The 21,805-nt window shown below is 66.0% G+C and carries 19 protein-coding genes; 14 read left to right on the top strand and 5 right to left on the bottom strand.

The window, feature by feature from the left end:
- Positions 1-59: 59 nt before the first annotated feature.
- From WJT74_RS10530 to feoB, 3 genes are all read left to right on the top strand, one after another.
- Entirely contained in the window at positions 60-716 is a 657-nt protein-coding gene (locus tag WJT74_RS10530; RefSeq protein ID WP_343344591.1) for a COQ9 family protein, read from the top strand.
- A 94-nt stretch (positions 717-810) separates the two neighbouring features.
- Positions 811-1,077, top strand: a complete 267-nt coding sequence (locus WJT74_RS10525) for a FeoA family protein (RefSeq protein WP_343344588.1) — start codon at positions 811-813, stop codon at positions 1,075-1,077.
- A gap of 1 nt (position 1,078) precedes the next feature.
- Complete coding sequence (feoB, locus tag WJT74_RS10520; RefSeq protein WP_343344585.1) at positions 1,079-2,926, top strand: ferrous iron transporter B; 1,848 nt, start codon at positions 1,079-1,081, stop codon at positions 2,924-2,926.
- On the opposite strand, the gene WJT74_RS10515 is transcribed toward feoB, so the two are convergent.
- A complete protein-coding gene (locus WJT74_RS10515) occupies positions 2,923-4,944 on the bottom strand; it encodes a TonB-dependent receptor plug domain-containing protein (protein ID WP_343344582.1) in 2,022 nt (673 codons plus the stop codon). The two genes, feoB and WJT74_RS10515, sit on opposite strands and share 4 nt — an antisense overlap.
- Before the next feature lie 201 nt (positions 4,945-5,145).
- Here WJT74_RS10515 and ssb point away from each other — a divergent pair, with 201 nt between their 5' ends.
- Positions 5,146-5,634, top strand: a complete 489-nt coding sequence (gene ssb / locus WJT74_RS10510; RefSeq protein ID WP_343344579.1) for a single-stranded DNA-binding protein — start codon at positions 5,146-5,148, stop codon at positions 5,632-5,634.
- 28 nt (positions 5,635-5,662) lie between these two features.
- Here ssb and WJT74_RS10505 read toward each other — a convergent pair whose 3' ends face one another.
- Entirely contained in the window at positions 5,663-6,184 is a 522-nt protein-coding gene (locus WJT74_RS10505; protein WP_343344577.1) for a YceD family protein, read from the bottom strand.
- Positions 6,181-6,696: a ubiquinol-cytochrome C chaperone family protein gene (locus tag WJT74_RS10500; protein WP_343344574.1), complete on the bottom strand. Its 516-nt coding sequence runs from the start codon at positions 6,694-6,696 to the stop codon at positions 6,181-6,183. Before WJT74_RS10500 ends, WJT74_RS10505 begins: the two co-directional genes overlap by 4 nt.
- 153 nt (positions 6,697-6,849) lie before the next feature.
- Here WJT74_RS10500 and WJT74_RS10495 point away from each other — a divergent pair, with 153 nt between their 5' ends.
- From WJT74_RS10495 to WJT74_RS10485, 3 genes are read left to right on the top strand one after another with little or no spacing between them, the layout of a single operon-like run.
- Positions 6,850-7,305, top strand: a complete 456-nt coding sequence (locus WJT74_RS10495; RefSeq protein WP_343344571.1) for an outer membrane protein assembly factor BamE — start codon at positions 6,850-6,852, stop codon at positions 7,303-7,305.
- Positions 7,306-7,327: 22 nt separating this feature from the next.
- The gene (locus WJT74_RS10490; RefSeq protein ID WP_343344568.1) at positions 7,328-8,089 is read left to right on the top strand and encodes a tryptophan 2,3-dioxygenase; all 762 of its coding nucleotides are present in this window, start codon (positions 7,328-7,330) and stop codon (positions 8,087-8,089) included.
- The gene (locus WJT74_RS10485) at positions 8,086-9,255 is read left to right on the top strand and encodes a class V aminotransferase (RefSeq protein ID WP_343344565.1); all 1,170 of its coding nucleotides are present in this window, start codon (positions 8,086-8,088) and stop codon (positions 9,253-9,255) included. Before WJT74_RS10490 ends, WJT74_RS10485 begins: the two co-directional genes overlap by 4 nt.
- Here the strand turns inward: WJT74_RS10485 and WJT74_RS10480 are convergent.
- On the bottom strand, positions 9,238-9,903 hold the full coding sequence (locus WJT74_RS10480; protein ID WP_343344562.1) for a TetR/AcrR family transcriptional regulator: 666 nt from the start codon (positions 9,901-9,903) through the stop codon (positions 9,238-9,240). The two genes, WJT74_RS10485 and WJT74_RS10480, sit on opposite strands and share 18 nt — an antisense overlap.
- 120 nt (positions 9,904-10,023) lie before the next feature.
- Here WJT74_RS10480 and WJT74_RS10475 point away from each other — a divergent pair, with 120 nt between their 5' ends.
- The 6 genes from WJT74_RS10475 to recF all read left to right on the top strand — a co-directional run bounded on the left by WJT74_RS10475 (position 10,024) and on the right by recF (position 17,843).
- A complete protein-coding gene (locus WJT74_RS10475; RefSeq protein WP_343344559.1) occupies positions 10,024-12,375 on the top strand; it encodes a TonB-dependent receptor in 2,352 nt (783 codons plus the stop codon).
- Between the two features lie 83 nt (positions 12,376-12,458).
- The gene (locus WJT74_RS10470; protein WP_343344555.1) at positions 12,459-13,724 is read left to right on the top strand and encodes a spinster family MFS transporter; all 1,266 of its coding nucleotides are present in this window, start codon (positions 12,459-12,461) and stop codon (positions 13,722-13,724) included.
- Between the two features lie 49 nt (positions 13,725-13,773).
- The gene (locus WJT74_RS10465) at positions 13,774-14,835 is read left to right on the top strand and encodes a hypothetical protein (protein WP_343344553.1); all 1,062 of its coding nucleotides are present in this window, start codon (positions 13,774-13,776) and stop codon (positions 14,833-14,835) included.
- A complete protein-coding gene (locus tag WJT74_RS10460; RefSeq protein ID WP_343344550.1) occupies positions 14,835-15,347 on the top strand; it encodes a fasciclin domain-containing protein in 513 nt (170 codons plus the stop codon). Before WJT74_RS10465 ends, WJT74_RS10460 begins: the two co-directional genes overlap by 1 nt.
- 196 nt (positions 15,348-15,543) lie before the next feature.
- Positions 15,544-16,647: a DNA polymerase III subunit beta gene (gene dnaN, locus WJT74_RS10455; protein ID WP_343344548.1), complete on the top strand. Its 1,104-nt coding sequence runs from the start codon at positions 15,544-15,546 to the stop codon at positions 16,645-16,647.
- A gap of 140 nt (positions 16,648-16,787) precedes the next feature.
- Positions 16,788-17,843: a DNA replication/repair protein RecF gene (recF, locus tag WJT74_RS10450; protein WP_343344546.1), complete on the top strand. Its 1,056-nt coding sequence runs from the start codon at positions 16,788-16,790 to the stop codon at positions 17,841-17,843.
- On the opposite strand, the gene WJT74_RS10445 is transcribed toward recF, so the two are convergent.
- Positions 17,809-19,107 carry a DUF2254 domain-containing protein gene (locus tag WJT74_RS10445; protein ID WP_343344544.1) on the bottom strand — a complete coding sequence of 433 codons (1,299 nt, stop codon included), beginning with the start codon at positions 19,105-19,107 and terminating at the stop codon, positions 17,809-17,811. The genes recF and WJT74_RS10445 overlap by 35 nt on opposite strands.
- Positions 19,108-19,354: 247 nt before the next feature.
- Here WJT74_RS10445 and gyrB point away from each other — a divergent pair, with 247 nt between their 5' ends.
- The gene (gene gyrB, locus WJT74_RS10440; protein ID WP_343344542.1) at positions 19,355-21,781 is read left to right on the top strand and encodes a DNA topoisomerase (ATP-hydrolyzing) subunit B; all 2,427 of its coding nucleotides are present in this window, start codon (positions 19,355-19,357) and stop codon (positions 21,779-21,781) included.
- The last annotated feature ends 24 nt before the right edge of the window (positions 21,782-21,805 follow it).

The following is a 21,805-nucleotide window of genomic DNA, read 5'->3' as shown; positions in this document are numbered from 1 at the left end:
TGAACGCCGAGGTGGGGTGGCGGTTGCGAAAGACAACCGACCGGACCACATATCCTCCCATGACCGATCCTACCCCGCTCGACGCGACTCGCCTCAAACTCTCGATGGCCGTGGCCGAGAATGCGGTGTTCGACGGTTGGCGCGAGGAAGCGGTGATCGCCGCCGCCGACCAGCTCGACATCGACCGCGACGTCGCGCTCCTCGCTTTTCCGGACGAGCCCGCGAAGATGGTCGCAGCATGGATCGAGGGGATCGATGCGGCGATGCAGGCGGCCTTCACGCCCGAGGAAATGGCGTCGATGAAGATCCGCGAGCGCATCCGCGCCCTGATCTGGTTTCGGCTGGAAGCGGCGGCGCCCGCGCGCGAGGCGGTGCGGACCGGCCTGTCGATACTGTCGCTGCCCCAGAACCTCGGCCTTGTCGCGCGGACCGCGTGGCGCAGCGCCGATGCGATGTGGCGGATGGCAGGCGATACGGCGACCGACCTCAATCACTATACGAAGCGGGCGACCCTCGTCGGCGTCTATGCCTCCACCCTCTACGCCTGGCTCGACGACGACAGCGAGGGGTGGAGCGAAACCGCCGCTTTCCTCGACCGGCGGATCGATGACGTCATGCAGATCGAGAAGGTGAAGGCCAAACTGCGCGGCGATCCGACGCGGCGGTTCAGCATGTCGCGGTTTCTCGGGCGGCTTCGCTACCCTCCGATGATGTAAACGCTTCCTTCGCAACCTGTTGCATCATCGGGGTCGATCATCGCCGCACAAAAGGGTGGCACCGGCTTCTTATTAATGATAATCAGTTGCAATAATGCTCAAGACAACCACCCGAACCCGCTCGCTCGATGTGCTGGAAACGCAGGTTTCCGGCGAAATCATGTCGATCGACTGGGATTCGCTCCCGGCGCGCGACGCGTCGCGATTGCGCAATTTCGGGTTCGATGAAGGGGTCATGGTCACTGCGCTGCATCGCGCGCCCTTCGGTGCCGATCCGGTCGCCGTGCGCGTCGGACGCATGACCGTCGCCATCCGCCGCGCCCACGCCGCCGCGGTCCAGGTCGCCTTGCCCGCCGCCTGACATGAACCCGATTCCGCTGATCGCCGTCGTCGGCAATCCCAATGCCGGCAAGAGCGCGCTGTTCAATTCTCTGACCGGCGCTCGCCAGAAGGTCGCCAACTATCCCGGCGTCACGGTCGAACGGCACGCGGGCCGATTCACGCTCGCCGACGGGGCACCCGCCGAACTGGTCGATCTTCCCGGCACCTACTCGCTCGACGCGACCAGCCCCGACGAGCGCGTCACGCGCAGCGTGGTGCTGGGCGAAGGCGATTACGAGCGCAGCCCCGACGCCCTCTTGGTTGTCATCGACGCCGCCAATCTCGATAACCATCTGCGTTTCGCACTGGAAGTCATCGCGCTGGGCAAGCCGACCGTGGTCGCGCTCAACATGATGGACCTGGCCGAGCGCGACGGGCTCGAACTCGATCCGTCGGTCCTCGAACGCGAACTGGGCGTTCCGGTCGTGGCGACGGTCGCGGTTCGCCGTCGAGGGATGGACGATCTTCGTGCCGCGCTCGGCCGGGCGGCGGCGGCGAAGGCCGGCGAGCCGACGGCCGGCCCCGAGACCACTGACGCCTCGTTGCGCGCCCGTGCCCGCGCCATCGCGCGAGCCGCAATCGTGTCGGAAACGCCGACCCGGCGCTGGTCCAACCGTCTCGACAACGTGCTGCTGCACAAGGTCGCTGGGCCCGCCATCCTGGCCGTGATCCTGTTCGTCATGTTCCAGGCGGTGTTCGCCTGGGCCGGGCCCCCTGCCGACCTGCTTGAAGCCGCAGTCCTGGCGGCGGGCGATTGGGTCGCCGCCACGCTTCCCGACGGGATCGTGCGCAGCGCCATCGTCGACGGCCTGTTCGCGGGCGTCGGCTCGGTGGTGGTCTTCCTGCCGCAGATCATCCTTCTGTTTCTTTTCATCCTGGTGCTCGAACTGTCGGGCTACATGGCGCGCGCCGCCTTCCTCATGGACAGGCTGATGGCCCGGGCGGGTCTCAACGGCTCGGCCTTCATCCCGCTCCTGTCGAGCTTCGCCTGTGCGGTCCCCGGGATCATGGCGACCCGCTCGATCGAGGATTCCAAGGACCGGCTGACCACCATCCTCATCGCGCCGCTGATGACCTGTTCGGCGCGGTTGCCCGTCTATGCGCTGATCATCGCCGCTTTCATTCCCGACACGCCGGTCGGCCCCGGCATCGGCCTGCAGGGCCTGGTTTTGTTCGGCCTCTATGCCGCGGGCATCCTCGGCGCGCTGCTGATCGCGACGCTCATCCGCCGCACCGTGGTGAAGGGGGAGGGCGGAGCCTTCATGATGGAACTGCCCAAGTATCAGCTCCCCCGCATCGGCGACGTCCTCATCGGGCTGTGGCAACGCGCGGTCATCTTCCTGAAACGCGCCGGCACGATCATCGCGGCGACGACGATCATCCTGTGGGCACTGGCCTCCTATCCGCAGGCCGAGCCGGGCGAGAACCAGGTCGAAGCCTCGATCGCCGGACAGATCGCCAGCGGCATCGAAGTCGTCGTCGCGCCGATCGGCTTCAACCGCGACATCAGCCTCGCCCTACTTCCAGCAATGGCCGCGCGCGAAGTCGCGGTCGCCGCGATCGGCACCGTCTACGCGCTCGATGCGGAGGACGAGGAAGGACTGCAGACGCTGGAAGAGCGTGTCGCGGGTCGATGGAGCCTCGCCACCGCGCTGGCCTTTCTGGCCTGGTTCGTCTTCGCCCCGCAGTGCATCAGCACGATCGCGGTGACGAAGCGTGAAACGAACGGCTGGAAATGGCCCATCTTCATGACCGTCTATCTGTTCGCGGTAGCCTATGTCGCGGCAGGGGCGACCTACTGGACGGCGGTCGCCTTCGGGCTGGGCTAGATCGATCCCGACAGGCTGAAGCTCACGACCCGGCCGAATTCGCGATCCTGAAATTCGGTGAAGGCGATAGGCCCGTCGCGTCGGTCCACGTAGGCGATCCGGTCGAACCGGTCGGAGGATTGCAGGATGTTCTCGACGCTGATCGAACCCTGGATCCCGCGCCACAGATTCTTGTGCTCGACGAATGCCGACACGCTCGGCCCGCTGTTGAACCGATTGGTGAACTGGTCGAGCCGGAAGCTGCCTTCGCTGTCCTGCGTATAGAAATTGCCGCCATAGGCGATCAGGCTGCCGGGAATGTCGTGGCGATAGTTGACGCTGATGCGCGAATAGGTCTGGCCGTTGAGCGCGCGCGGCGTCCCGAGCAGCGGATCGATGAAGCGGCTGTCGCCCAGCGAGACGTCGAAATCGACCCGCGCTCCCTCGACCCCGACCGGACCGAGCAGCCAGGTACCGTCCGCGCCCACGGTCCAGCGAGTCGCATCGCCCGCATTGCCCAGCGCCTCGGTATCGGCGTCGATGGGGATGGCCTGGATCACGCCGTCGATCTGCTGCGCCGTCACGAAGGGCGTTACCGATCCCCATTCGCCCAGGCGCACCGCCGCTTCCAGCCGACCGATCCAGCGGGTCGGGGGGCGGATGGCGTTGTTGCGCCCGCGATCGGCATCGTCCTGAAGATCGACGGTCGCGAGGAAGTCGAAGAAGTTAAGCTGGTCGACCGTGCGTTCCACCCGAGCATCCACGGTGACTGTGTCGCTGGCGCGCCAGTTGAGGTTGGCTGATCCCTTGGGATTGAAATAGCCGCTCGCATCGCTGCCGTCGGCCGTGATCCGGCTATATTCGGCGCCGCCGTTCAGCTGCAGCGAGACGGCGGGGGCGACCGGCCGCGACATGCTGAGGATCGCCTCACCGCGAAGCTCGCTGATATTGTTGTCCGGAAAGGCGATCTCGCGGCCCGGCCCGTCGAGCGGCTCGTCGACCAGCAACGACGTCGCCGCGAGGCGATTGTACGCAGCTTCGCCCGCCAGTTCCCAGTCGGTCGTCCCGCGCTTCCATCCATATTCGCCGCGACCGATCGATTCGCTTTCGTCGACCGTCCGCACGAACCGCTCGTCGCCCAGTCCGACGACTCCGAACAGGCTTTCCGTCGGCGAATGTTCGAACCGCTGCAGGCCGATCAGCTTGAACCGGCCGTCGCCGAGATCGAAGGCATAGTCGCCGCCCATTTCCGCGTTCCACTCGTCCTCGCTACTCAGCGAACGCTGGTCGAACCCGCTGCCGTCCGCGCGGGCGATCGTGCCGAGCGTCTCGTTGCGCGAGATATTGAGGCCGAAGGCGCCGTTGACGTTCATCTCGTCGCCGTTGGAAAGGCTGCGGGTATAACTGCCGGCAACCCGCGGCTGATCACCGTTGAAGCGGGAGATTTCCTCGCGCCGTGTGAGCAGTTCTCCGTCGGGGCCGAACACCAGCTCGGGACCGTAGTTACCCTGCCGACTGCGATTGTTGGCAAGGCTGAGCGACCAGCGTGCGGCGGCACTGCCGCCCGAGAGGCTGACCGACCCGTTGAGGAAATTGTCGTCGATCCTTTCGCGCAGGATCCCGAAATACCGCCACGTCCCGCTGATACCGCCCGCCTCGTACACCACGTTGGCGACCTCACCTGTCAGGCCCGGCACGTCGAGGCTCGCGGCATCGACGATTTCGATGCGGATGACCTGTTGCGCATCGATCCGCGATAGCGTGTCGAACACGTCGTTGCTCTTGGCGGTGATCCGCTGGCCGTTGATCAGGACGTTCTGGCTCGCCTGTCCCAGCCCGCGGCCCTGGCTCCCGCCTTCCAGTTGGAACCCCGGGATGCGCCGCACCATCTCGAGCGCGGTCTGCGGCGCGTAGAGGGCAAGATCCTCGTAGGTATAGATGCGGGCGCCCGCAGCGGCATCGACATCGCTCGCCACTTCGCTGCCAGCTTCCTGCGCCCACGAGGCTGTGGGACAGGCGCCGGCCAACAGGGCTGCCATGCACGTCGCTGTTCTGAGGGACACCGGGGCCATCGCTTTCATCATCGTCTTCATTGTCGGTGACGCCTGTCATCGTCGCCGCGCTCGAAAGCGAGGCTCCTTCGACGAACCGTCGGTGGGAATTGCTGAAGTGCGCAGGTCCTTCACAGCGGCCGATGCGCCCTCTATCCCGGCCTGAACAGACGAAAGGGAGAGAAGTTCATGGCAGGCGTCAACAAGGTCATCCTCGTCGGCAATCTGGGTAGCGATCCGGAGGCCCGTTCGCTCAACAATGGCGGCGAGGTGGTCAACCTGTCGATCGCGACCAGCGAAACGTGGAAGGACCGCGACGGCAACCGCCAGGAACGCACCGAATGGCACAAGGTCGCGATCTTCAACGAAAACCTCGGGCGCGTGGCGAAAGATTACCTGCGCAAGGGCTCGAAGGTCTATCTCGAGGGGCAGATCCAGACCCGCAAATGGCAGGATCAGTCGGGCAACGACCGCTACACCACCGAAATCGTGCTCCAGCGCTATCGCGGCGAGCTTCAGCTGCTCGACCGTCGTGAAGACGGTCCCGGCGGCGGTGGCGGCAGCTATGGCGGCCAGTCGAACGATTACGGCAGCAGCGGCGGTGGCGGCAACGCGCCCAGCCAGCGGCCGCAGCCGGCGACCTTCGACAACGATCTCGACGACGACGTCCCGTTCTAGGCGACGTCTTCGGCGGGTGGGGACAAGATTAGTCCCCGCCCTCCATCTTCTTCTTCAGTTCGGCCAGCGCGCCGAAAGCGCCCGCTTCCTCCTCGCGCAGCACGCCCGCGGCGCGCAGCCGCTCGTCGGCGTCCGCGGCCCGCGGATAGGGATCGAGCGCCAGGGCCAGCGTATCGACGATGGCATCGCCCAGCGGCACCGTGCGGCCATCGTGAAAGATCGTGTCGAGATCGTCCGCGGCCAGCTCGATCTCCTCGTCCTCGTCAACGTCGGGCTGCGCGGCGAACAGCAGGGTGAACGGTTCGTCGATCGTCTCTTCGACCGGATCGCCCGTCGCGGTGCAGGCTTGCGTGACCGCCGCTTTCACGCGCCCGTCCGCACTGACCGCCCCGCCGTCCTGACCCAGCACGGCCTCGGCCTCGAACCGTTCGACCGATAGCAGCCGCAACCGCTTCGCGATCGCGCCTCGCAGCGCCTCGTCCGCGTCGATGCGGACCTTCTGGCCATCGCGGATCGTCGCGATCGCGATCGGATCGAGCGCGTCGCTCACAATTCGCCCCGCAGCAATTTCGCGTCGGGTTCGCCGTCGATCCGCTCGGCGAACCGCCGCATCTGTTCGGCGGCATAGGTCAGCGTGCTCTCGTCCATGTCCGGGGCGTCGCGATAGACGCTGAAGCGCGTGGCAGCCGTCCATTCCTCGTCGGTGCCGTCCGTCGCGCGCCGCCAGCGATCGACCCGCGCCGCCAGCGCCCCGACCAGGCCCCGCACCTGCTTGCCGATGGTCGTGTCGAAACCGATCTCGCGCATCTGCGCATCCATGTCGGCGATGAACCCCTCGGTCAGCGAAACGCTGGCGCGCACCGCATCCTCGCCGCCCCGCTCGAGTCGCAAGATCGTCAGCGCGACGAGGCTCGAAAGCAAAGCGAACCGCCCGTCCATGTCGTCGGGAACCTTACCCTCCAGATACCAATGCTTGTCGCGCGCCTGGCCGACGATCGCGGCATAGAGGCTCTGCGTCGCGGCGCCGGGGGTGGCCCGGAACATGCCCAGCAATTTCCTCATGCGCTTATTCCTCATGTTGCGTCGACGGATCGTCACGGTTCACCGTGCGGTCAGCCGGTCTAGGCTTGGCCTTGCGTGCAAGGCTTCGCCGCCGCATAATCCCGCGCGACCCTGCCCGGCAAGGGCACGACAGATTTTGAAGGTTCTCGTCCTATGACACGTTTCGGCCGTTTCGCGGTGATCGCCATCGCCGCTGCCTCGCTCGCCGCCTGCGCGGGCATCCGCGACAATTCGGGGTATATCTACAACCAGGAACTGACGCAGTCGATCGCGCCGGGCACGGACAATCGCGATTCGGTGCGCGCGACGTTGGGCGAACCGACGTTCCGGGGACAGTTCGGCCAGGAAGACTGGTATTACGTCTCGCGCCGTACCGCGCAATTCGCCTTCCGCCAGCCGCGCCTGACCGACACGCGCGTCATCCGCGTCGCCTTCGACCAGTACGGCAACGTCGCCGAGGTCGAGGAAACGGGGCAGGAACGCGTCGCCCAGATCGATCCCGCGGGCGCCGAGACCCCCACCTTGGGGCGTCAGCGCAGCTTCTTCGAGGAACTGTTCGGCAATATCGGCCAGGTCGGTCAGCCGGGCCTCACCCCGCAGCAGCAGTAAGGGTGCGCGCGGGCACAGCGACATGACCGCCATCCCCGAAGACCAGAGTTACGCCGACTATCTGGGGCTCGACACGCTGCTGTCCAGCCAGCGACCGCACAGCGATGTGCATGACGAAATGCTGTTCATCGTCATCCACCAGACCAAGGAACTGTGGCTCAAGGAAATTCTCTACGAACTCGACTATGCCTGCGAGGAACTGCGCGCCGATCGGCTGATGTTCGTTCATAAGGCCCTGTCGCGGGTCAGTCGCATCCAGACCGTGATGACGCTGTCGTGGGACATCCTCACGACGCTGACCCCGTCCGACTATCTCAAGTTCCGCCACGTCTTCGGTTCGGCCTCCGGCTTCCAGTCGGCGCAGTTCCGCGCGGTCGAATACCGCTTGGGGCTCAAGGACGAACGCTATCTGGCGAATCACGAGCCCGGCACTCCCGATCGGGCGCTGCTCGACGATGCGCTTGCCAAGCCGAGCCTGTGGGACGAAGCGGTCGCCGCGCTGTCGCGTGCCGGCTTCGACACCGCATCGCCCGACGCGATCGAGGCCAGCTGGGCACGGATCTACCGCGACCCGGCCGCGCACTCCGGCCTGTACGGCCTTGCAGAAAAGCTCGTCGATCTCGACGATGCGCTCGCCATGTGGCGGCACAAGCATGTCATCACCGTCGAACGGGTGATCGGCGGTCGCAAGGGGTCGGGCGGTTCGTCGGGCGCCGCCTATCTGCGCTCCACGCTGGACAAGCGCGCCTTTCCCGCGCTCTGGTCGTTGCGGACCGACCTATGAGCCACAAGCGCCTTTTCTCGCGCAGCCTCACCGCTGCGCCCGGCCGCCTGCATATGGCGGCGCACAGCCATCACCTCTGGCCCGATGCCAGTTTCGAGGGGCAGGTCGAATGCTGGGCCGACGCCGCCCGGCTCGCGGATCGCAAGTGGGAACGGGTGATGGGCGAGGTGTGGCCAACCGCCGCCCGGCACGTCGCTGCGGAAGCGGGCATAGGCACGGATCATCACGATCGCGTCGTCTTCGCCGCCAATACCCATGACTTCATCCTGCGCCTGATCCCCGCTTGCCCGCGCGCCGACACGGCCGGGCCGCTGCGGATCCTCACCACCGACGGCGAATTCCATTCCGCGCGACGCCAGTTCCTTCGCTGGGAAGAAGCGGGCGAGATCGCGGTCACGCGGATCGCGCTCGATCCCTTCGACAGCTTTGCCGACCGCTTCCACGAAGCCGCCCGCGTAGGCGATCACGACATGATCTTCGTCAGCCAGACGATGTTCGGCACCGGCCGCATCGTCGAGGGTCTCGACAGGATCGTCGCGCTGGCCAACCCCGCCGGCCCCTGGGTCGTGATCGACGGCTACCACAGCTTCATGGCGGTCCCCGATCCTTTCCCGAAAGGCTGGAGCGACAAGGCCTTCTACCTCTCGGGCGGCTACAAATATGCCATGTCGGGCGAAGGGATGGGGTTCATGATCTGCCCGCCCGGTTTCGGCGAACGTCCGCCGATCACCGGTTGGTACGCGGAGTTCGAGGATCTGACGCTGCCCTCTGGGATGGTCGGCTATGCGAGTGACGCGATGCGCTTCATGGGCGCGACCTTCGATCCGAGCGCGCTCTATCGCTGGAACGCCGTGCGCGCGATGCTCGATGCCGAGGGCATCACGACAGCCTCGATCAACGGGGACGTGGTGGCACTCCAGAATCGGATGGTCGATGCGCTTGCCGATACGGTCTTCGCCGATGCCGATCTCGTCAATCCGCCTGGGTCCGATCCGCACGCGCGCTTCCTCGCCTATCGCCACCCTGATGCGCAGCAATGGTGCGACGCGCTGAAGGCCAAGGATTGCATCACCGACGTGCGTGGCGACGTGATCCGGCTCGGCTTCGGCCTCTATCACGACGAGACCGACGTCGATGCGTTCGCGACTCTAGCCGCCGCGTTGTAGTCCCTCGCCGAGCAGTCGCTTGGCGATCGCCGCGATCTCGCTCGGGTCCTCCCGGTCCCATACGCTGAACCGTAGCCCCAGAAACACATACATTCCCATCATCGCCCACGCGCGCACCTCGGCCTCGAGGTCGCCGTCCGCCGCCGCGATCCCGGGGGCCTTTTCCAGCCGTTCGCGAATACGCCCGGCCGTGCCGCGATAATGACGCTCGAACCCCTTCGGATCGGCGAATTCGGCCTCGTCGATGATTCGATAGACCTCGGCATGCTCGCTCGCGAACGACAGGAACGCCTCCAGCGCGGCGCGCTCGCGGTCCAGTCCGTCCTCGATGTCGCGGATGGCAGGGGCGACCGCGTCGGCCACGCGCCTCGACATGTCGGCGACCAGGGCGGCGAACACTTCCTCCTTGCTGTCGAAATAGGTGTAGAAGGTGCCCAGCGCGACCCGCGCCCGCTTGGTGATCGCGACGATCGACGAATCGGAAAATCCGGTCTGCCCGAACTCGACTCGCGCGGCATCGAGGATCCGCGCGCGTGTCGCCTCGCCCCGCCGGGTACGGGGGGTCTTTGCGGTCCCGCGATCCGTGGTTTTGCCGTCGCTCGACGCCGTCTCCGCGCCCTTCGCCGTGGCTGTTCGATCCTCCCCCATGCCCCGGCGCATAACAAAAGTTGAAAGTCGGTTCAACTTTCAGTATTGGGTCTTTCGAGGACGCGGTGATTGTCAGGACACCGCGCCGCCCGGGGACCGGGACCATCAGGGGAGGATAAGATGATCCGCACGACGACTATGATTCGCACCATGCTTCTTGCCGGCACCGGCGGTCTCGCGATCGCGGCCGCGCCGGCCTACGCCCAGCAGGAGGTCGACGAGGAACCCGACGCCGCCACCGTCGCCAACGAGGCCGAGGACGGCGGCGCCATCGTCATCACCGCCCGCCGCCGCGCGGAAAGCCTGCAGGACGTGCCGCTGTCGGTCACCGCCTACACCGGCGAAGTCCTCGAGCGGCAGGCCGCGCTCGACATCACCGACATCGCCGACACCACGCCCAACGTGACGCTGGAAGCCTCGCGCGGGACCAATTCCACGCTCACCGCCTTCATCCGCGGCGTCGGCCAGCAGGATCCCGTGGCGGGTTTCGAACAGGGCGTCGGCATCTATCTCGATGACGTCTATCTCAACCGTCCGCAAGGCGCGGTCCTCGACATCTACGACGTCGAGCGGATCGAGGTGCTGCGCGGCCCGCAGGGCACCCTCTACGGGCGCAACACCATCGGCGGCGCCGTCAAGTACGTCACCCGCCGGCTGCCCGACGATTTCTCGGGGGCGATCCGCGGCACGCTCGGCAGCTATGGGCAGACCGACCTGACCGCCAAGCTCTCTACCCCGATCGGCGACGTCGTGCGCGTCGGCGCGGGCGCGGCCATTCTGCAGAACAACGGTTTCGGCGAGAACCTCACCACGGGGCTCGAGAACTACAATAAGGACGTGCGCGCGTTCCGCCTGAGCGCCGAAGCGGGCGACCCCGACGCGTTCAACGCGCGCATCGCCTACGACTATACCGAGGATCGTTCGAACCCGCGCGGCGGGTCGCGGCTGATCACCGGTCTGGTATCCGGCGCCCCGCTGCTCGACGACGAATTCGACAGCCGCGGCGGGCTTCTCGATCCCGAACAGGAAGTCACCGCTCAGGGCGTCGCACTGACGCTCGAAGCTCCGATCGGCGACTCCTTCACGCTGAAGTCGATCACCGCCTGGCGCGACGATTACAGCGCGACGCCCATCGATTTCGATTCGCTCGCCGCCGTCGATCTCGACGTGCCCGCCATCTACGAGAACGAACAGCTCAGCCAGGAACTGCAGTTGCTCATCGACCGCGGGCCCGTTCAGGGTCTGCTCGGCGCCTATTATCTCGACGCGACCGCCGACACGGTCTTCGACGTTCGCCTCTTCACGGCGTTGAACGGCCTGACCGCGCTCACGCAGGGCGAGGTCGATACCGAGACCTGGGCGATCTTCGGCGACGTGACCTTCGACGTCACCCCGACGATCAGCGTCTCGCTCGGCGGCCGTTACACCGAGGACCGACGCGACAGCACCGTCTTCCGCGAGACCTATCTCGGCGGCGGCTCGCCCATCTTCGGCGGAGCGGGGGTGGTTTTCGCGACTACCTCGGACTTCAACGGCCAGCGCAAGGACACGGCCTTCACGCCGCGCGCCTCGATCAGCTATCAGCCGACGCCCGACCATAATTTCTACGCAAGCTACGCCGAAGGCTTCAAGGGCGGCGGCTTCGATCCGCGTGGCCAGTCCACCGCGGCGCCCGATCTCGACGGTGACGGCACCGTCAGCCCGGGCGAGGTCTTCGACTTCTTCGCCTTCGATCCCGAGGAAGTGAAAAGCTACGAACTGGGCTGGAAGGGCAATCTAGCCGACGATCGGATCTACATCGCCGCCGCGCTGTTCCAGGCCGATTACGAGAACGTCCAAATCCCGGGGTCGATCGGCACCACCGATGCACAGGGGAACCAGACCTTCATCGGGATCACCACCAACGCCGCCGAAGCGCGCATCCGCGGGCTCGAGGTCGAGGGCAACGCGATGCTGTTCGGCGATCGCTTCGGGCCGCGGCTCAACTTCGGCTGGTCGCTGGGGCTGCTCGACGCCGATTTCCTTGAATATATCGACGCGCGCGGGATCGACGTGTCGGACAACCGGGAAATACAGAACACCCCCGACATCACCGCCAGCGGCACGCTCACCTACGCGGCGCCCGTCCGCGAGGGGGATCTTACGGTCAACACGACCCTCTCCTATCGCGGCGACAGCCAGCAGTTCGAACTGGCCTCCCCGCTCGATCAGGAGGGTTTCTTCCTGTGGGATGCGGGTGTCACCTACGAACTTCCGGGCGGCAACTGGACCATCGGCGCCTACGGCAAGAACCTGACCGACGAACGCTACATCGTCTCGGGCTACAACTTCCTGCTGCAGAACCCCGACACGGGCGACCTCGTCCTCTCGCCGACCGGCAATCCGATCCCGACGCTCGGGACCGAAGGCACGCTGACCGCTTACTACGGTGCGCCGCGCCAGTTCCTCGTCTCGGTTGGCTATAGCTTCTAGCGCGCAAGCAGGTACAACCGACGGGCCGCCGACTTCCCCGCGGGGAGGCGGCGGCCCGGTTTTTTTGGGGAGGATAACAGGCAATGGCGACACATGCGGCAGCGGGGCGCAGCGGTCCCAGCGCGAACGTGGTGCTGGGGATGCTCCTCATCGCCTATATCTTCAATTTCCTCGATCGCCAGATCCTCGGCATCCTCGCGCAGCCGATCAAGGAAGACCTCGGCCTGTCCGATGCCGAATTCGGCGCGGTCGGCGGCCTTGCCTTCGCCTTGCTCTACAGTTTCCTCGGCGTGCCCCTCGCCATGCTTGCCGACCGCACCAGCCGTTCGGGTGTCATCGCGGGCGCGGTCGCGGTCTGGTCGGGCTTCACCGCGCTTTGCGGCACGGCCACCAGCTTCACGCAACTGTTCCTCTACCGTCTCGGCGTCGGCATCGGCGAAGCGGGCGGGGTCGCCCCCTCCTACGCGCTGATCGCAGACTATTTCCCGCCGGCCCGCCGCGCGCGAGCGCTGGCGATCTTCTCGCTCGGGGTGCCGGTGGGCCTCGGCGGCGGAACTTTGCTGGGCGCCTACATCGCCGAAGCCGTGAACTGGCAGGCCGCCTTCATCACGATGGGCGTTGCGGGCATCATCTTCGCGCCAATCTTCAAGATGGTCGTGAAGGATCCGCCCCGGCTCACCGGACAGCCGTCGAAGATCGGCGAACTCATGGGCGTCTTCCCGCTCATCGCACGCAAGCCGACCTTCTGGCTGATGGCATTCGCCTCCTCGCTGTCCTCGTTGTGCGGATACGGGCTGGCCATCTGGATCCCCAGCGTCCTCATCCGCTCCTTCGACATGAGCCTGATCGGCGCGGGTCAGTTCATGGGGTCGCATCTGCTCATCGGCGGTACGATCGGGGTGCTGGCGGGCGGCTATTTCGCCGACAAGCTGGGGACCCGAAACAAGGCCTGGTACGCGCGTCTGCCGGCGATCGCCTGGCTGGTCACCGCCCCGCTCTACGCCATCGGACTGATGAGCGACGATCTCGTCTTCGTGTGGATCCTGCTGCTGCTGCCCAATGCGCTCAACATTCTGTGGCTCGGCCCGGTCACGACCGCGATCCAGCATATCGTCGCCCAACCCCTGCGCGCCACCGCCAGCGGCAGCTTCCTGCTCATCAACAATCTTGTCGGACTGGGTGTCGGACCGCTGCTGATCGGTGCCATCTCCGACGCGCTTCGCGCCAGCTACGGAGCCGATTCGCTGCGCTACGCCGCGATCATCGTGCTGGTCTTCTACCTCGTCGCCGCGCTGCTCATGTGGATGGCCTCGCGCCGCATTGCCGACGACTGGGTGGACGAAACGTAAGGAACCGTTTCGGCCCTCTTTCGGTTGGAACCGCCGAAGGAGATCATTCATGCGTCTTGCGTCCCTCATGATCGGAGCCGCCGCGCTCGCGTTCACCGTCCCCGCTTCCGCCCAGCCCGGCCAGGGCAACGGGAAGGGCAATGGCAACGCCGAACGCGGCAACGGCAATGGAAACGGCAATGCCCGCGGCGCGCCCGGTCGCGGCAACGGCAACGCCGATCGTGGCAACCGCGGCAACGGCAACGGTAATGCGAACCGTGGCAATGGCGGTCCGCCCGAGGCTCGCGGCAACGGTCGAGGCAACGGCAACGGTAACGACCGTGTTCGCGTCCAGCGCGCCGATCGCGGCCTCGCCCAGGCGCGTGGCAACAACGGGCGCGGGAACGGCAACGGGAACGGCAACAATCGCGGCAACGCCACGATCGTGGATCGGGTCGTCGACCGGAACGTCGACCGCGTGATCGACCGCCGCGTCGTCGATGCACCCATCTTCCGCTACGGAAGCTACGGCAACGACTATCGCAACGACTGCCCGCCGGGTCTTGCCAAGAAGAACAACGGCTGCCTCCCCCCCGGCCAGGCACGACAGCTCTACGGCCAGCGTTTCGAGCCGCGCTACGCCGAACGCGACCTCTTCGGTGCCTACCGGGACTGGTATGGCCGCGACAACGACTATCGCTATCGGATCGGCGACGACTTCCTGTATCGGATCGGGGCCGGCGACATCATCGACGGGCTGATCCCGCTCTATGACCGCCGCGGCTATTATTATCCGGTCGGCACCCGCTACCCGACCGCGTACGACAGCTATAATCTGCCCTACCAGTATCGCGATTATTACAGCGATCCCAGTTATCGCTACGGCGACGGCGCGATCTATCGGGTCAATCCCGAAACGCAGATCATCCAGGCCGTGGCCGCGCTGCTGACCGGCGACGTGGCGGTCGGCCAGCGCCTGCCCAGCGCCTATTCGGTCTATAACGTGCCGCAGCCCTATCGTGCGCGCTATTCCGACAGCCCGGAAAATTACTACCGCTACTCCGACGGCTACATCTATCGCGTCGATCCGACGACGATGCTGGTGTCGGAAATCATCGAGGCGATTGTGTGATGAACAGACTGACCGTTACCGCCGCGCTCGCGGCTCTCGCCCTTCCGCTCGCCGCCTGTGGTTCGGACGAACCCGCCAGCGTGACCGAGGAAGGCGCCGCCGAAACCGAAACGCTCACCGGCGCCATCCCCGCCGACAGCCGCTTCGCAGCGGCGTTGGAGGAAGCGGGTCTCCAGACCCTTTTCGAAGGTCCCGAGCCCTATACGGTCCTCCTGCCCCCCGACAGCGCCTTCCCCGAGGAACTGCCCGAGGACAAGGAAGAGCTGGCGGCGATCCTGACGCTTCACATTCTGCCCGGCACGATTCTCGCCGAGGACATCACCAACGCACTCGAACAGGCGGGGGACGACGGACTGACGCTTCCCACCTACGGCGGCAGCGACCTCACCCTCGCGCAGGGCGAAGGCGGGCTGACCGTCTCCGCGGGCGGCGGCGCGGTGGCGCTTACCCCTGGCGAAACGACGCTCGAAAACGGCGCACTGCACCGGATCGACGGGCTGCTCACTAGCTAGAGGCCGATCCGGACGGGATACCGGCGCGCAGTCCCGCTCGCCGTCCGGCAGGAGCGCGCTTGTCCGCATTCGCGTCTTGCGACGAAAGACCCTCGCGTCGAGCCCTGATTGGGGCTGGCGCGACGCCTCTTGGTCGTTATAGTCCGGGGCACATCAACACGTGACCATGTCAGACACTCCGGGGGCTAGCAGCGCAATGAAGGCGACACTCGAACGGGCGGTTCTTCTCAAGAGCCTCAGCCATGTTCAATCGGTGGTGGAACGGCGCAACACCATCCCTATCCTCTCCAACGTCCTGCTCGAGGCTACCGAAGGTTCGGGCCTGCGGCTGATGGCCACCGATCTCGACCTCCAGGTCGACGAAACGGTCGAGGCCGACGTCGCGCAGGGCGGGGCCACCACGGTTCCCGCGCACACCCTGTTCGACATCGTCCGCAAGCTGCCCGACGGCAGCCAGGTCGAACTGACCGCCGCCGACGGCAAGATGCAGGTCGTCGCCGGGCGCTCGCGCTTCAATCTCCAGACGCTGCCGCGCGATGATTTCCCGGTCATCGCGGAGGGCGAACTGCCGACCCGCTTCGAACTGCCCGGCGCCACGCTGCGCCAGATCATCGACAAGACGCGCTTCGCCATCTCGACCGAGGAAACGCGTTACTATCTGATGGGCATCTTCTTCCATGTCGACGGCGACGTGCTCAAAGCCGCCGCGACTGACGGCAACCGCCTCGCCCGCGTGACGGTCGACAAGCCCGACGGCGCCGACGGTATGCCCGACATCATCGTGCCCAAGAAATGCGTCGCCGAACTGCGCAAGCTGCTCGACGAGGTCGAAGGCAGCGTCGAAGTCTCGCTGTCGGACAGCAAGATCCGCTTCGGCCTCGGCGCCGCGACGCTGACCAGCAAGCTCATCGACGGCAAGTTCCCGGACTATAACCGCGTCATCCCGACCGCCAACGACAAGCTGATGAAGCTCGATCCCAAGAGCTTCCTGTCGGGGGTCGACCGCGTCGCGACCATCGCCAACGAAAAGACCCGTGCGGTCAAGCTCTCGGTCGAAAACGACAAGCTGACGCTGTCGGTGACCAGCCCCGAAAACGGCGTGGCGGTCGAGGAAGTCCCCGCCGACTATCGCTCTGACAAGCTCGAAATCGGCTTCAACTCGCGCTTTCTCATGGACATCCTCCACGAAATCGAAGGCGACACGGTCGAAGTCCATTTCGCCGACGCCGCGGCACCCACGCTGCTGCGCGAAAACGACCAGAGCCCTGCGCTCTACGTCGTCATGCCGATGCGGGTCTGAGCTGCCGAGCCTAATATCGTCTGAGCGACGTCAGCGCGGCCAGCGCGAAGGGATCCCGGGTCCCGAGCGACCCGTACGCTTTCTCGGCGCGCGATCGACGGGGCGGGTCTCCCCATTCTGGTGATGCGAGGATCGACCCGATGATCACCCGCCTCGCGCTCACCGACTTTCGCAATCATGCGGAAACGCTCATCGAGCCCGCACCGGGATTCACCGTCCTGACCGGTCCCAACGGCGCCGGAAAAACCAACATCCTCGAGGCCGTCTCGCTGCTCGCGCCGGGGCGCGGAATGCGGCGTGCGGCGCTGGCCAGCATGGCGCGGCGCGAGGGGGCGGGGGGCTTCGCGATCGCGGCGCGGCTCGACGATGGCAGCGACGTCGGCGTCGGCACTCAGCCCGCCAATCCCGACCGAAGGATCGTGCGCATCAACGGCGCGACCCAGCCCGCCGCGGCGCTGGCCGAGCGACTGGCGATCCTGTGGCTCACCCCGGCGATGGACCGGTTGTTCCTTGAGGGCGCGAGCGGGCGCCGGGCCTTTCTCGACCGTCTTACGCTGGCGCTCGAGCCCGGCCATGCCCGGATCGCGTCCGCCTACGAGCGGGCCATGCGCGAACGCAATCGCCTGCTGGCCGAAGAAGCCTCGCCCGACCGAAGCTGGCTCGACGCGCTGGAAGCGCGAATGGCCGAGGCGGGGCACGCGCTTCACGACGCGCGGCTGCGGACGCTCGATGCGCTGTCCGATGCCGAGGTCGGTGGCGACGGATTTCCGCGCGCCGACCTGCGGCTCGTGGGATATGACGGCGCCCCGATCGCTCCCCTGCTCGCGGCATCGCGCCGCCGCGACGCGGCCGCCGGGCGGACGCTGGTGGGGCCGCATCGCAGCGACCTCGACGTGACGCTGGGCACAAAGGGCGAACCCGCCGCCAGTTGTTCGACGGGCGAACAGAAGGCGCTGCTCCTCGGCATCACGCTCGCCCATGCCCGGCGCGTCGCCGAACGGCGCGACATGCCGCCCATCCTGCTGTTCGACGAAGTGGCCGCGCACCTCGACCCCGATCGCCGCAGCGCGCTGTTCGCACTGCTGGACGGACTAGGGCAGGTGTTCGTGACCGGTACCGAGCCCGCCCTGTTCGACGCGATCGGCCCCGGGGCGGCGCGCTTCACCGTGCGCGGTGGAACGGTCCTTCGGGATTAGTGTCGCCGAACGCGCGTTCGTGCGCCTCCTTGAGCCTTTTTTCGTCGGGCTCGCTGTCGAGCGCCTTCATCGACCGGTCGAACGCCTCGCGGGCGATCGTCCGGAACGCATCGGTGCGCCCCTCCAGCCGCCGATGCACCGCGCCGAGGATCTCCTGGACCCGCAGATGCACCTCGACCAGCGCCGCCCCGTCGCGCGCGATCGGAACGATCAGGTCGCGCACCATCTCTTCGAGACTCAGGCCCGGCTCGACCAGCTTGTCGAGACCGCGCTCGGTCCCATTCTCTTCCTCGTCGAGAGCGTCGATGAACGTGTCGAACACCCGCATTCCCGCTGACAGCACCGCGATCGCGGTGCCGGGATCGTTGACCGCGGGGGACAGCGCGCGGCTCGCGATCTCGCCCAGCACGACCACTCCGAACCGCGGATCCTGATCGAAATCGCGCTCGTCCGCGATGGTGAAGCGGCGGCGCAGCTTGTCGGCGATCTTCTCGCATTCTTCCTTGTCCGCGGGCTCCTCGGCAATCCACGCAAGGGCGCGCGTGCGATCGACGAACGTTCCCGCCGGCGCGACCAGATGGACGTCGAGACAGCAGTCGACCGCCACCTCGCTCAGCTTCGATCGGTCGACGTGCGCGACGTAGCCGGTGCGATCGGGGAAAATGCTCATCATGGCTTGGTCAGGCGGATGACGGCGGCTCTTGCCCTCGATGTCGAGCGGCCCGGCATAGCGACCCAGCGCCTTGCGCGCCTTGCGCTCGACCCGCTCGATCGTGTCGGCCATCCTTCCGAAGTGGGTCAGCTGGCCGATCCAGTGCAGCAGAACGACGACGATCCAGATGATCACCCCGATCGTCCCGATCAGCAGGACCGCGCGCCCCTGCACGCCGTAGAAACCCGTCTTCAGCGCGATGATCCCGACGATCGAGAAGAGGAAGGCACCCAGGAACGTCGAGAGGGCGTTCTGTGCCGCCGCGTCCTCGACCAGCAGTTCGGTCGCCCGCGGGGTCCCCGACTGGCTGGCGCCCGAAAAGGCCGTCACCATCGCGGTCAGCGAAAAGGTCGTCACCGCCAGCATCGACGACGCCAGCACGGTCAGGATATTGTCGACCGCGCTCGACCCGATCTTGCCGAATTCATAGGGGAGGAGGGGCGCGATGAACGGCGCCATCAGCGCCAGAACCACCGACAGCGCACCGATCAGCGCGGCGCGAAACCAGATGCGTTTGCCCAGCTGGGCGATGAACCAGCGCCATTGCGGCATGATGAGAGCCTTCCCCTTGTCTGGCGCCCCAACGCGCGGCGTCGGAAAATGGCCCAACCCCGCTCCGAACGCCTCCCAGCACGGCGTCTCGGAAAGACCGCGAATTCCGGCCAAAAGCCTTGGCCTCGCACCCCGATTCTGCCATAAACCGGGCATGGAAATTCCGGCCACCGATCCCCATATCGATCGGGCATGATCATGCCCTCTCCGGCCACTCCCAACCTCTTGAAAAACTGACGAAAACCTTATGGCAAACGAACAGAACCAATCCGCTTACGGTGCCGACAGCATCAAGGTGCTCAAGGGCCTCGACGCGGTCCGCAAGCGGCCGGGCATGTATATCGGCGATACCGACGATGGTTCGGGTCTTCACCACATGGTCTTCGAAGTGTCCGACAACGCCATCGACGAGGCGCTGGCGGGGCATTGCGACCGTGTGCTGATCACCCTCAATGCCGACGGATCGGTGAGCGTGGAGGACAACGGCCGCGGTATTCCTGTCGACATGCACAAGGAAGAAGGCGTCAGCGCCGCCGAGGTCATCATGACCCAGCTGCACGCGGGCGGAAAGTTCGAGAACACCAGCGACGAGAATGCCTACAAGGTCTCCGGCGGGCTCCATGGCGTCGGCGTATCGGTCGTCAACGCGCTGTCCGAATGGCTCGAGCTCACCGTCTGGCGCGACGGCAAGGAGCATTGGATGCGCTTCGAGCACGGCAATGCGGTGGAAAGCCTCCGCGTCGTCGGCGAGGCCGAGGGTCGCAAGGGCACCAAGGTTACCTTCCTGCCCTCTGGCAACACGTTCAAGACCGTCGAGTTCGACTTCGATCGGCTCGAACACCGTTTCCGCGAACTGGCGTTCCTCAACTCGGGCGTGCGCATCTTGCTCGCCGACGAACGGCACGACGAGCGCAAGGAAGTCGAGATGTATTACGAGGGCGGGATCGCCGCCTTCGTCGAATATCTCGACCGCGCCAAGACCGCGCTGATCGAACCGATCGCCATCACCGGGCAACGCGACGACATCGGCATCGAAGTCGCGCTCGAATGGAACGACAGCTATTACGAGAATGTCCTCGCCTTCACGAACAACATCCCACAGCGCGACGGCGGTACCCATCTCGCCGCCTTCCGCTCGGCGCTGACGCGCACGCTCAACGGCTATTCGGAACAGACGGGCCTCCTGAAGAAGCAGAAGGTCAGCCTGACCGGCGACGACATGCGCGAAGGATTGACGGCGATCGTCTCGGTCAAGCTGCCCGACCCCAAGTTCGGGTCGCAGACCAAGGACAAGCTGGTCAGCTCCGAAGTGCGCCAGCCGCTCGAAAGCCTCATGAGCGACAAGCTTCGCGAATGGCTTGAGGAAAATCCCGAGCCCGCCAAGGCGATCATCCAGAAGGTCATCGATGCGGCCGCGGCGCGCGAGGCTGCCAAGCGTGCCCGCGAAATGACCCGCAAGGGCGCGATGACCGTCGCCTCACTTCCCGGCAAGCTCGCCGATTGTCAGGAAAAGGATCCGGCCAAGTCCGAACTTTTCCTGGTCGAGGGTGACAGCGCCGGCGGCTCAGCCAAGCAGGGCCGGGACCGCAAGACGCAGGCGATCCTTCCCCTGAAGGGCAAGATCCTCAACGTCGAGCGCGCGCGCTTCGACCGGATGCTGGGGTCCAAGGAAATCGGAACGCTGATCCAGGCGCTGGGGACCGGGATCGGGCGCGAGGATTTCAACGTCGAGAAGCTGCGCTACCACAAAATCGTCATCATGACCGACGCCGACGTCGACGGCGCGCATATCCGCACGCTGCTCCTGACCTTCTTCTATCGCCAGATGCCCGAGCTGATCGAGGCGGGGCATCTCTACATCGCCCAGCCGCCGCTCTACAAAGTGGGGCGCGGCAAGAGCGAGGTGTATCTGAAGGACAATGCCGCGCTCGACGATTATCTCGTCGATGCGGGGATCGAAGGGCTGATTCTCGCGGCCGTCGACGGCGATCACACGGGTCCCGGCCTTCGCGATCTGGTCAAGCAGGCGCGGCGGATGCGCGCATTGCTCGGCTATGCGCCGCGCCGCTACGAACCCGAACATATCGAAACGCTGGCGCTCGCCGGTGCGCTCGATCCCGAGCTGTCGGGCGATGGGCTTGCCGAGGCCGCAGGCCGCGCGGCGGAACGTCTCAAGCTGATCGATCCGGAGGCCGACTGGTCGGGCGGCATCGATGGCGAGGACCTGGTCCTGCGTCGCGAATGGCGCGGTGTCACCGACGCCGTGCGCGTGGGCGGCAACTTCCTCCGCTCCGCCGAGGCGCGCAAGCTCCACGCTTTGGGTGCCGAAATGGTGAGCACCTATCAGCAGCCCGCGACGCTCAAGAAAGCCGATGCCGACGAGGATGCGAAGAACATCACCCTCGTCGACCGACCGACCGCGCTGCTCGACGCCGTCCTCGCCGCGGGCCGCAAGGGCCTGTCGATCCAGCGCTACAAGGGGCTGGGCGAAATGAACGCCGACCAGCTGTGGGAAACCACGCTCGACCCCGACAATCGCGCGCTCCTGCGCGTGGCGGTCGACCAGGCCGATGTCGCCGACGAAATCTTCACCCGACTGATGGGCGATGTCGTCGAACCCCGGCGCGAATTCATCCAGGACAACGCACTCAGCGTCGCGAACCTCGACGTTTAGGGGAACGGGGCTTGCGGGGGCTTG

The sequence above is a fragment of the Sphingomicrobium sp. XHP0239 genome (assembly GCF_039555325.1).
GTDB classification, from domain to species: Bacteria; Pseudomonadota; Alphaproteobacteria; order Sphingomonadales; family Sphingomonadaceae; genus Sphingomicrobium; species Sphingomicrobium maritimum.
Note: the sequence above shows the minus strand (reverse complement) of the source record. Positions and strands in the feature narration are given on the sequence as shown.

Bases quoted from the DNA above. Each gene is read 5' to 3' on its own strand.
- WJT74_RS10530 (WP_343344591.1), top strand. From the start codon at position 60: ATGACCGATCCTACCCCGCTCGACGCGACTCGCCTCAAACTCTCGATG.
- WJT74_RS10525 (WP_343344588.1), top strand. From the start codon at position 811: ATGCTCAAGACAACCACCCGAACCCGCTCGCTCGATGTGCTGGAAACG.
- feoB (WP_343344585.1), top strand. From the start codon at position 1,079: ATGAACCCGATTCCGCTGATCGCCGTCGTCGGCAATCCCAATGCCGGC.
- WJT74_RS10515 (WP_343344582.1), bottom strand. From the start codon at position 4,944: ATGGCAGCCCTGTTGGCCGGCGCCTGTCCCACAGCCTCGTGGGCGCAG.
- ssb (WP_343344579.1), top strand. From the start codon at position 5,146: ATGGCAGGCGTCAACAAGGTCATCCTCGTCGGCAATCTGGGTAGCGAT.
- WJT74_RS10500 (WP_343344574.1), bottom strand. From the start codon at position 6,696: ATGAGGAAATTGCTGGGCATGTTCCGGGCCACCCCCGGCGCCGCGACG.
- WJT74_RS10495 (WP_343344571.1), top strand. From the start codon at position 6,850: ATGACACGTTTCGGCCGTTTCGCGGTGATCGCCATCGCCGCTGCCTCG.
- WJT74_RS10490 (WP_343344568.1), top strand. From the start codon at position 7,328: ATGACCGCCATCCCCGAAGACCAGAGTTACGCCGACTATCTGGGGCTC.
- WJT74_RS10485 (WP_343344565.1), top strand. From the start codon at position 8,086: ATGAGCCACAAGCGCCTTTTCTCGCGCAGCCTCACCGCTGCGCCCGGC.
- WJT74_RS10480 (WP_343344562.1), bottom strand. From the start codon at position 9,903: ATGGGGGAGGATCGAACAGCCACGGCGAAGGGCGCGGAGACGGCGTCG.
- WJT74_RS10475 (WP_343344559.1), top strand. From the start codon at position 10,024: ATGATCCGCACGACGACTATGATTCGCACCATGCTTCTTGCCGGCACC.
- WJT74_RS10470 (WP_343344555.1), top strand. From the start codon at position 12,459: ATGGCGACACATGCGGCAGCGGGGCGCAGCGGTCCCAGCGCGAACGTG.
- WJT74_RS10465 (WP_343344553.1), top strand. From the start codon at position 13,774: ATGCGTCTTGCGTCCCTCATGATCGGAGCCGCCGCGCTCGCGTTCACC.
- WJT74_RS10460 (WP_343344550.1), top strand. From the start codon at position 14,835: ATGAACAGACTGACCGTTACCGCCGCGCTCGCGGCTCTCGCCCTTCCG.
- dnaN (WP_343344548.1), top strand. From the start codon at position 15,544: ATGAAGGCGACACTCGAACGGGCGGTTCTTCTCAAGAGCCTCAGCCAT.
- recF (WP_343344546.1), top strand. From the start codon at position 16,788: ATGATCACCCGCCTCGCGCTCACCGACTTTCGCAATCATGCGGAAACG.
- WJT74_RS10445 (WP_343344544.1), bottom strand. From the start codon at position 19,107: ATGCCGCAATGGCGCTGGTTCATCGCCCAGCTGGGCAAACGCATCTGG.
- gyrB (WP_343344542.1), top strand. From the start codon at position 19,355: ATGGCAAACGAACAGAACCAATCCGCTTACGGTGCCGACAGCATCAAG.